We start from the raw sequence: 7,947 nt of genomic DNA, 5'->3' as shown, positions 1-7,947 counted from the left end.
CACGAATACTTCCACAACTGGACCGGCAATCGCATCACCTGCCGCGACTGGTTCCAGCTCTGCCTCAAGGAAGGGCTCACGGTCTATCGCGACCAGGAGTTCTCGGCGGACGAGCGTTCGGCGACGGTGCAGCGGATTCTCGACGTCCGGACCCTGCGTGCGACGCAGTTCACCGAGGACGCAGGTCCGCTCGCGCATCCCGTGCGGCCCGAGAGCTACATCGAGATCAACAACTTCTACACGGCGACCGTGTACGAGAAGGGCGCCGAGCTGGTGCGCATGATCGAGACCATTCTCGGCGCTGCCGATTTCCGGCGCGGCATGGACCTCTACTTCGAGCGCCACGACGGACAGGCGGCGACGATCGAGGATTTCCTGCGCGCGTTCGAGGATGCTTCGGGACGCGATCTCTCGCACTTCAAGCTCTGGTACTCGCAGGCGGGGACGCCGGAGCTGGTCTGTGCGCTCTCCTACGACAAAGCGAAGAAGCAGGCTGAGCTCAAAATCGAGCAGGTGCTGCCGCCGACACCCGGCGAAACCAAGAAACGGCCGCTGCACATCCCGGTCAAAATCGGGCTGATCGGCGGCAACGGGCAGGAAATCGCGCTCAAACGCGAGACGGGCGAGGCGATCGAGGACGGCGTGCTGCATGTGACGCGCCGGTCGCAGACGTTCCGGTTCAACGACGTGCCGTCGCAGCCGGTGCCGTCGATCCTGCGCGGCTTCTCGGCGCCCGTGAACCTGACGCTCAATCTCTCGGATCGCGATCTCGAGTTCCTGATGGCGCACGATCAGGATCTCTTCAACCGCTGGCAGGCCGCCAACACCTACGCCACGCGCACGCTGGTCGACATGGTGAAAGGCCTGCGCAAGGGCGAGCGCTCGACCCAGCGCACGACGGGCTTCGTCAAGGCACTCGGCGCCGCGATCGGACACGGCGACCTCGCACCCGCCTATCGCGCCGAGCTTCTCAAACTTCCGAGCCAAGCCGACATCGCGCGCACCATCGGGCGCAACGTGGATCCGGGGCTGATCTTCCGGGCGCATCGGCAGCTTTCAAAGCTCGCCGGAACGGTCCTCGGCGGACAGCTCGACGAGCTTTACACGGAGATGCGCGCCAAGGGCCCGTTCTCTCCCGATGCGCAGAGCGCGGGGCGGCGCGCGCTCCGTAACGCGTGCCTGACGCTTCTCACCGCACGCGGCACAGCGGCGGACGAAGCGCGTCTCGCCGATCACTTCTTCAAAGCCGGCAACATGACCGACGAGGCGCACGGCCTCATGCTGTTCGCGGGCAGCCCGGGACCTATGCGCGAGAAGGCATTGGCGCAGTTCTTCGACCGCTGGCAGCACGATCATTTGGTCATTGACACGTGGTTCGGCGCGCAGGCGATGTCACCGCTCCGGTCGGCGCTCAGCCACGTCAAGGCCCTCACGCGCCATCCCCTGTTCAGCCTCACGGCCCCCAACAAGGTGCGGGCGCTGATCGGCGTGTTCGCCATGCAGAACCCGGTGCAATTCCACCGGCCGGACGGCGCCGGCTACGAGTTCGTGGCCAAGCAAGTGTTGGCCATCGATCGCTTCAATCCCTCCATTGCGGCCCGGATTCTGGGAGCTTTTCGCATCTGGCACGTGCTGGAGGCCGAGCGGCGGGGGGCCGTGAAGCGCGTGTTGCAGAGCATATCCAAGACCCCCAATCTCAGCCGCGACGTGTTCGAGATCGTGACCAAGATGCTCGATAAGTAACACTCCCGAAAACTCTGATTGGCCTCATTTAAACTCCCTCGACAGGCGCGACTCGAATCGGTGAAGTAGACACTGTGATTCGCCGGCGTAACGGCCGATTCTCGTCACGCGCAACACTCAAAAATTCGGATTGGAGACTGGGATGGCGGGGATGCTTGCGGCCTGTCCACGGGAGGAGTCTGCCCTCGACGAGGCGGAACTCAAGGCCGGCAAACCGGCCACGTCCTCTCCCTTGGCGGCGCTCGGTTCCCAGCATCTCCTCAAGGGTGCCGTTCTCGTTCACACGTGCGCTCTCGCGTTCTCGATCTTCCATCCGATGTCACTGCCGTCTCTCGTCGTTCTCGTCAGCGGGCTCGTCGTCACCCTTCTTGCGGCGCCATTGCTCGCGGGCTGGTCGAACGAGGACGCCTCGCTCGGCGTTCGTCTTGCACCTGTGTCTTCCTCTACCTCAGCCGATCTCTCCCCAGCGAACGGGGGCAGCGGGGCCTTGCCCTCCCCGCTGCCCTTCATCGGGGAGCGGATTACCCTCAGCGCGGACATCGCCGGACGGGCGGACCTTGCCCGGGCCGCCGCCCGGCTCAGCCGCAAGACCCACGCGCGCGTCTACCCCTGGGGCGACCTCATGGCCCGGGTCAGCCACGAGTTGCGCACACCGCTCAATGCCGTGATCGGGTTTTCCGATGTCATGCAGTCCGAGCTGCTGGGCCCGGTCGGACACCCGCGCTACCGCGAGTATGTGCGCCATATCGGCGACTGCGGCCGCGACCTTCTGAAATCCGCCGAGGATACGCTCGCGATCACCTGCCTTCTCGACCACGATCCGAGCGCGACCATCGCGACGGGAGTCGATCTGCGCCTGATGGTGGAAGAAGCCTGGGCGTTTCATTCCGATCCGACGTGCTGCCACGGGCTGCAGCTCGAGTTGCAGATCGCCGAAGATATCGAGGTGCTGGTCGAGCGGCGGCCGATGCGCCAGATCCTCATCAACCTCTTCGCAGAGGCCGTGCGGCGGGCGGATGCCGGCGGATACGTCGGCGTGGTTGCGACGGTCAACGGCGATCTGGTGCAGATCGAGGTGTTCCTACGCGGCCAGCCGGGCGAGCCCAGCTTCGGTCAGGCGTCGCTGTCGATCTGCCTCGCGCGGGCGCTCCTGGAGCTCAACGGAGCCTCGCTCGTCGAGCTCGACGACCCGCATTCCACTTGGCGCGCCGTGACCGTGCTCCGCTGCGTCGCGCAGCCGGACTTCTTCTTGGCGCCGCAGGAGGCCGCTCCGCATCGCCAAACGGCGGCGCATCTTTGCCAGGCGGCCTGCGCCTGAAAGCGCAGCTCGTCACCCGCGATCGATAGCGTTCAGTCTGGCGGACCTTGCGCGTCGTCGCCCTTCTTCTTGCGGCGCTCCTTGAAGGCCTCGTTCTTCTTCAGCCACCAATCGGCGAGCATGCGGCGCTCCTCCGACGTCAGCTGCTCGGCATGGCCGAGGAACGCCGTAACGGCAGCCTGACGCAGCGTCCGGTCTTTCTCCGCAGCGGCGGTAATGGCGCTATCGAGCGCGGCCCTATCGAAGGGCTCGGCGGCCAGCTTCTCGGCTGCAGCCCGGCGCGCAGCGCGGACCTCCTCCACGAGCGGCCTCAGCGCGACGCGATCGGCGCGCAGCTGCTTGCGGATCTCTTTCTTGCGCTCGCTCGGCAGGCGGTGCGTCAACCCCATCAGCCCGAAATCCTCGCCCCGTCCCGCGCCAAAGCGCGGCGGATGCTTGCGGAAGCCGTACATGGTGCCGGCGGCGGCGCCGATGATGAGCAAGTTGAGCGCGAGGGAGGCGATCAACGCGTATTTCAGGCGCCGCGATCCGGAGCCCTGCGGCGGCGGCTCGGGTCGAGAAACCTCGGTCAAAGCAAATCCTCCTCAAACATGTCCGTCGCGCCGCTGTCGAAGGCGATCCGCCCAGAGTCGATTTCAGTCTCGTACGAAGCCGCAGTCACGAGCGGCGACACCGCGGCGTCGAATGCACCGTTGAGGCCAAAAAACGCGCCGATCACGAGCGAAGCCGCGAGCAGGCCCGCGGCCGGCCACTGCGCTTCGACCGCACGGCGATCAAAGCTCGCCCATGCGACGCGGGCCCTCGGTTGCGGGACGGCCTGCGCCTCGGCCCGGGCCGCGGCCACGATACGGCTCGCCAGAGCGCGCGTGTCGATCTCAGGCTCGGGGGCGAGGTCCAGCAGGCGGTCGAGGGCTTCCGCCTCGCGCAGGCGCGCCTTCGCCTCGGGGTCGCGGGCGATGAGGCCAGCAAAGTCACGACGAACGGGTGCCGGCCAACGCGTGCGGTCAGCCCCGAAACGGTCGAGAACCTCGCCAAGAGCCTCGAGGCTCACTCCTTGCATATTGCTCTTCTCAGTCATGACCGTCGTTCCGTGTCCGATCCGATTCAACTCTCGCTTTGCAGCAAACTTTTCCAATCGTTCTCGAGGCTCGCGCGCAAGGCGCGCCGGGCCCGGGCGAGCAGAGATTCCACAGCCTCGTCGGAGATGCCCAAAACCTCGCCGACCTCGGCCTGGCTCAGGCCCTCGTGGTGAAAGAGCGTCAACGCACGGCGCTGGCGCTCGGGAAGTGCATTCATCGCTTCGCCCACACGCCGGGCGAGGTCTTGTTCCTCGAGCCCGACCGCCTGGGTCGGGGGCTCGGCCACCTCGGGCACCTCGTCCGTCACGACCGTCCGCTTCGAAGACCGGATGCGGTCGAGACAAAGGTTCGACGTGACCCGGCGCAGCCAGGGCCGGAGCCCTTGCGGGCCAAGGTCGAGCGTCTCGCCGGCGCGCCACAGCCGCAGCAAAGCTTCCTGCGCCACATCGTCGGCCTCCGCCTCGTCCCTCAGCATGCGCCGCGCAAGCGCCACGATGGAGGAGAGATGGCGGTCGACCAGGATCCGGAAGGCCTCGCCGTCCTGACGGGCGACGCGGGCCAGCAGCACGCGGTCCTCGGGCGCATCCGGCCACGGGCCAGTCCGTACATTGGCTCCCGGCGTCGTCCCCATCGGTCCGCTTGGCCCCGCCCTTACCCTTGCTCCGTCTGCTCGAACCCGACCGATGGGTACCATCGCCAGTCTCTCATCCGCAGATGATTTCATTGGCGGAAACGGTCGTACCCTTCGGATTCCGTCGCTTATCTCTTTTATCGGGCTTCCGGCCGGAATGCCGGTCGCCACATTTCGGCAAGCCCTTTTACTTTATCAGCTCCGAAAACTCGACCTCGACCCCGGCCAAAGTCTCGCGCAGATCGCGTTCGAGGGTCGCGAAATCGGGGGCATCGCCCGCCCGGGCGAGGAGGGCCTTCAAGCCGCTCGGCGCCGTCGCGGGGTCAAAACCTTCTTCGAGACAAAGCCTTAAGACCTGCGTCAGGTTGTGAACGAGGCGCGTGGCCTGGATAAGGCGGTCGGCACTGGCGGCGGGAATGACGCCGGCCGCGGCGAGCCTGCGATAGGCCGCCAACGTATTCTGGTCCAGCGCCTCCGGGTGTTTCTCGGCGTGGACGAGTTGCAGGTACTGGGCGATGAACTCCAAGTCCACCAGGCCGCCGCGGACCTGCTTAAGGTCCCAGATGCTGTCCGTCCCCTTCTCAGCCGCGATGCGGGCGCGCATGTCGAGCACGTCCTTGGCAATAAGGACGCGGTCGCGGGGGCGCACCAGGGTATCGCGGATGGCGGCCTCGACGTTGCGGCGCAGCTCGGGCGGACCTGAGACGACACGGGCGCGGGTCAGGGCCAGATGCTCCCAGGTCCAGGCTTCCTTGGACTGGTACTCGCGGAAGGTGGAAAGCTGGGCGGCGACCGGGCCTTTCTGGCCGGACGGACGCAGGCGCATGTCCACCTCGTAAAGGGTGCCTTCGGCGGTCGGCGCGGAGAGGTGCGAGATCAAGCGCTGTGTGTAGCGGGCGTAATACTGGCTCGGGGCGAGCGGCTTTGCTCCGTCGGATTGGATGGCCGCGGGGTCGAAGTCGTAGACAACGATGAGGTCGATGTCGGATGAGGCCGTCATCTCGCGACCGCCGAGCTTGCCCATGGCGACCACGACAGCGCCGCCGCCCGGCACGCGGCCGTGGACGCGCTCCATCTCCTTCTCGATATCGGCCGTCAGGGCCGCGATCAGTTTTTCGGCAAGCCGCGCGTAGGCCTCTCCCGCCTCTCCGGCATTGATGGCGCCCGAGAGAACCTTGACGCCGATGAGGAACGCCTGCTCGCTGCCGACGACGCGGGCGCGGTCGAGCACGTCCTGGGGATCCACGGCGCCGGCGAGCGCCAACGCAATGGCCTCGTCGATCTCCTTTTCCGAGGGAAGCGCCGCGAAGGTGCGCGGATCGATGACCGCATCGAGCAGACGGCGGCGGCGCGACAGGATGCGCGCAAGGCGGGGCGCGGTGCCCATGATGTCGGCCAGGAGACGCATCAGCGCGGGATTGGCCTTCACGAGCGAGAAGAGCTGCACACCGCCCGGCAGCTCGGCGAGGAAGCGATCGAAGGTGGCGACGGCGCGATCGGGGTCGGCGGTGTCGGCAAAGGCCTTGACGAGCGTGGGCTGGACCTCGGTCAAAAGCTCGCGCGCCCGGGGCGAGCGGACGGCCGGATAGCGCCCATGGTGCCAGCCGCGCACGGCGGCCAGCACATCGCTCGGGCGCGCGTAGCCCATGCGGGCGAGCGCGGCGACGGTGCCGGGATCGTCGGTTTCGCCTGCGAAGACGAGGTTCTCGCCTTCGGTGGTCAACTCGGGCGCGTTTTCGAATAGCCGCGCGTAGTGGGCCTGCACGCGCTTCAGGACGGACAAGATCTCGGCGGAGAACTCGGCCAGGTTCTCATAGCCGGAGAAGCGCGCGAAGCTTTCGAGTGCGGCGTCGTCTTTCGGCAGCTCCTGGGTCTGCTCGTCGGCCACCATCTGCAGCCGGTGCTCGATCCAGCGCAGATAGAGATAGGCGTCCTTGAGCTCATCGGCGATGGCCGCATCCAGCCAGCCGTAAGCGACGAGGATGCCGAGTGCGTCGAGCGTGCGGCGCGTGCGCAGATTGCGCTGGCGCCCGCCCGCGATGAGCTGCTGCGTCTGTACGAAGAATTCGATCTCGCGGATGCCGCCAGGTCCGAGCTTAATGTTCTGCCCGGCAACGCCGATGCCGCCGAAGCCGCGGAAGGCATTGATCTGGCGCTTCATGGCGTGAATGTCGGTGATGGCGGCGAAGTCCAGGCTGCGCCGCCAAATGAAGGGGGCAAGCTCGGCGAGGAAGGCTTCTCCTGCTTCGATGTCGCCCGCGACAGCGCGGGCTTTGATGAGGGCGGCGCGCTCCCAATTCTGGCCGAAGCTCTCGTAGTAGAGCGATGCGGCGTCGGTGGAGAGCGCGATCTGGGTCGCGCCGGCATCGGGGCGCAGGCGCAGGTCGGTGCGGAAGACATAGCCGCCGACGGTACGCTCGTCGATCAGGCGTACGAGATCGCGCGTCAGGCGCACAAAGAAGGTCGGCAACTCGAGGCCGGGCTTGAGGCGCGCACGCTCGGGCTCATAGAAGACGATGAGGTCGATGTCGGACGAGTAGTTGAGCTCGAAAGCGCCGTACTTGCCGACGCCGAGCACCATGAAGCCCGATGAGGCGTCCGGACGCTCGTCGGCGGCATCGGCCAGCCAATCCCCCTTCTTGACCGCCTGACGGAACAGGAAACGGACGGCGCCCTGAAGCGCGGCATCCGCTGTCTGGGTCAAGGCGCGCGTGACCTCGTCGACGCTCCAGATGCCACCGAGGTCGCACAGCGCGATGAGAAGCGCCGCCTCGGATTTGAACGCCCGCAGAGACGCCATCGCCTCGGGCAGTGCGTCCAGCTCCAACAGGCGACGGGCGAGATTTTCGGCCATCTCCGCGAAATGCCGCTCGGGCGTTGCCCGCAGCAAGGCGTCGAGCCGCCTCGGGTTGCGCGTGATCTCGGTCCTGAGGTAGGGCGAGCCGGCGGCAATACCAGAGAGGAGCGTGCGTGCCGGCTCCTGCGTGGCGATCGCAACGAGGCCCGTGAGCGCGCTGTCGCGACGCCAGTCGTCGAGAATAGGGTCGAAGCTCGCGCCGCCGTTCGGATCCTGTGGCAGGCGCTTCGATGCGTTCAATCGTTCGAGCAGCGTGCCTTGCGCCGCGTTCTCGCCCGCCATGCCATCTCCCTCATCGTGTCGCGAGGCTTCAACTGCC

Annotated in this window: 6 protein-coding genes; 2 read left to right on the top strand and 4 right to left on the bottom strand. The window is 66.7% G+C overall.

Features of this window, described 5'->3' with window-relative positions; genetic code table 11:
* Together pepN and QZV93_RS14120 are read left to right on the top strand one after the other, a co-directional pair.
* Nucleotides 1–1,743 (top strand): aminopeptidase N (gene pepN, locus QZV93_RS14125; RefSeq protein ID WP_295559271.1); only part of this gene is annotated, 1,743 nt, incomplete at its 5' end.
* A gap of 142 nt (nucleotides 1,744–1,885) precedes the next feature.
* Complete coding sequence (locus tag QZV93_RS14120; RefSeq protein WP_295559270.1) at nucleotides 1,886–3,061, top strand: HAMP domain-containing sensor histidine kinase; 1,176 nt, start codon at nucleotides 1,886–1,888, stop codon at nucleotides 3,059–3,061.
* Nucleotides 3,062–3,093: 32 nt separating this feature from the next.
* Here the strand turns inward: QZV93_RS14120 and QZV93_RS14115 are convergent, their stop codons facing one another.
* The 4 genes from QZV93_RS14115 to QZV93_RS14100 form a co-directional block, all read right to left on the bottom strand.
* Complete coding sequence (locus QZV93_RS14115; protein ID WP_295559269.1) at nucleotides 3,094–3,633, bottom strand: periplasmic heavy metal sensor; 540 nt, start codon at nucleotides 3,631–3,633, stop codon at nucleotides 3,094–3,096.
* Nucleotides 3,630–4,139: a hypothetical protein gene (locus QZV93_RS14110; RefSeq protein ID WP_295559268.1), complete on the bottom strand. Its 510-nt coding sequence runs from the start codon at nucleotides 4,137–4,139 to the stop codon at nucleotides 3,630–3,632. The genes QZV93_RS14115 and QZV93_RS14110 overlap by 4 nt, the downstream gene beginning before the upstream one ends.
* Before the next feature lie 26 nt (nucleotides 4,140–4,165).
* Nucleotides 4,166–4,771, bottom strand: coding sequence for a sigma-70 family RNA polymerase sigma factor (locus QZV93_RS14105; RefSeq protein WP_295559267.1), 606 nt, complete (start codon nucleotides 4,769–4,771; stop codon nucleotides 4,166–4,168).
* 187 nt (nucleotides 4,772–4,958) lie between these two features.
* Nucleotides 4,959–7,910, bottom strand: coding sequence for a bifunctional [glutamine synthetase] adenylyltransferase/[glutamine synthetase]-adenylyl-L-tyrosine phosphorylase (locus QZV93_RS14100; protein WP_295559266.1), 2,952 nt, complete (start codon nucleotides 7,908–7,910; stop codon nucleotides 4,959–4,961).
* Nucleotides 7,911–7,947 lie beyond the last annotated feature (37 nt).

The organism is uncultured Hyphomicrobium sp., assembly GCF_902826555.1.
Classification (GTDB): domain Bacteria; phylum Pseudomonadota; class Alphaproteobacteria; order Rhizobiales; family Hyphomicrobiaceae; genus Hyphomicrobium_C.
This window is presented reverse-complemented; position numbering and strand designations above follow the sequence as displayed.